Here is a 1,956-nt window from a genome sequence, read left to right as displayed (position 1 = left end):
GGCAAGATCGCCTGTTTCGGCCAGGACGACACCTGCTCCTACTTTCAGACCGGGATGGCGATGACCGGAACGCTGCGCTGGGGCGACACCTACGAGCGGGTCACTGGCCGAGCTGGGCACGTCGACCGGCAGTGGTTCCCCAGATACGCCGGCGGCGGCGGCACCGGGGGAGATCCGCGTGCCCGATCGCACGAGTGGTGCACCGTCAACCTGGACAACGGCGTCGACTTGAGCATCTGGCGGCAGTTCGACCGCACCAATCGCAATGCGCTGCAACCCTTCTCCGGTGTGACGACAAGTCATCACGATCCGGCCGTTGCGCCGCAGTGCGCCGAAGACGTCGAGATCGCCGTGGGAAGCTATGTGCGCTGGCCGGAGTCGGTTCGCCCGTTGGTGCCCCCGCTAGCCGTGGGCCGGTTCCTGCCGGATCGACACCGGATCACCTCTGCTGCACTGCAACTAGACATCATCGGAGAGCCCCTAGTTGCCGCCCCGGCACACGCCCTGCCGATCGAATACATGGAGGGCCCGTACCGCTACCGCGGCACCCTGCACGGTGAGCAGGTCGACGGTTTCGGGCTCTACGAGCGATCGTTGGCGTTGTACCGGGATTGGGAGCTGGTCGACGTACTGGCGGTGGCGGTCGAAAACCTTGAGCCACCGGCCGCTGAGCAACTGGCTGCTCTGGTCAATCAGACTCGGTCTCTGGTGGTTTCGGAACGCCAAAATGAGGCGCTGCGGATATTGGAGGCCGACGTGCGTCCCGTCGTCGACAAGCTACCCGCGGCGCGCGGCATCGGTGTCGCCGAGGTGCTTGGTGACCTCATCGACGTCCTTAGCCGCCGATGAACGGCCTTGCGTTCAGCTCGGTTGGCGCAGCGGGAGGCCGGCTGCGCGGTAGATGGCGTCGATCACTGTCATGTTCTCGACGGCGTCGGCCGGCGTTGTCTTCACCGCTTCGCCGCGGAGCACCGCGTTGGCGAATGCATCGAGCTGAAAGGCGTAGGAGGGCCGATGGGTGAATCGCTCCACTCGTTTCCCGTCGGCTGATCGGACCGTGAGGCGATGGAATGCTTGGGGCATAACCGGATTGAGTACGCGCAGTTCACCACGGTCGCCGATCACCTTGGCGCTGATCGCCAGCAGCTGCCGCGACCACATCGAGCACCTGACCCGCCCGGTATAACCTGCGGGAAACCGCAGGTCGGCCGTCATGGCCCGGTCGATCCGCGGATTGTGCAGTTTCGCTTGCGCCGAAACGACTTCCGGGGTTGCGCCGCCGAACGTGCGAACCATGTGTACGGCGTAGCAGCCGGCGTCCATCGTCGCGCCACCGGCCAGCGAGTAGTCGTAGCGGATGTCGGAGAACTTCGGCAGCGGGAAACACAGGGCCGCCTCGACTCGCGTCAGCTTGCCGAGTTCGCCTGATGTGACGATCTCTTCGACACGTAAAGCCAGCGGATGGTAGCGGTAATGGAACGCCTCCATCACGACCCGGCCGGACTTAGCGGTCAGATCGGCGATCTGGCGGGCCTCGTCGGCGTTTGCGGTGAACGGCTTCTCACACAAGACGTGCTTGCCCGCCGCTAACGCGGCGCGTGTCCACCGGCCGTGCAAGCCGTTCGGCAGTGGGTTGTACACAGCATCGAGGCTCGGGTCGGCGACCAGTGTTTCGTAGCTGTCGTGCACCTGCGCGATGTTGTGTTTCGCCGCGAACGCCTCCGCACGACCGGTATCGCGGGCGGCCACTGCGGCGACCTCAACCTCGGCGTTCTGCCTGGCCGGTTTGATCAGCGCGGTCGGCGTGATTGCGGCTGCGCCGAGCACGCCGATCCGCAGCTTGGCCGGTGTCGACATGATTCCCTACCTTTCTAGATGGGTGGTTGTTGCCCTCGGCCGTAGGCTTCGAACTGCCCAGGGGCGTCGGGTATGGCTTTCATGGTTGTGCTGTGTTTG

1 protein-coding gene and 1 pseudogene are annotated in these 1,956 nt (G+C 65.0%); one reads left to right on the top strand and one right to left on the bottom strand.

The window, feature by feature from the left end:
* Positions 1-849, top strand: a pseudogene (locus tag AC2VOP_RS02655) (secreted hydrolase); the annotation flags it as partial.
* A gap of 12 nt (positions 850-861) precedes the next feature.
* On the opposite strand, the gene AC2VOP_RS02650 reads toward AC2VOP_RS02655, so the two are convergent.
* Positions 862-1,857, bottom strand: a complete 996-nt coding sequence (locus AC2VOP_RS02650) for a Gfo/Idh/MocA family protein (RefSeq protein ID WP_486959530.1) — start codon at positions 1,855-1,857, stop codon at positions 862-864.
* Between the last annotated feature and the right edge of the window lie 99 nt (positions 1,858-1,956).

This window comes from Mycobacterium sp. TH-M106 (assembly GCF_057473765.1).
This window is presented reverse-complemented; position numbering and strand designations above follow the sequence as displayed.

Bases quoted from the DNA above. Each gene is read 5' to 3' on its own strand.
- AC2VOP_RS02650 (WP_486959530.1), bottom strand. From the start codon at position 1,857: ATGTCGACACCGGCCAAGCTGCGGATCGGCGTGCTCGGCGCAGCCGCA.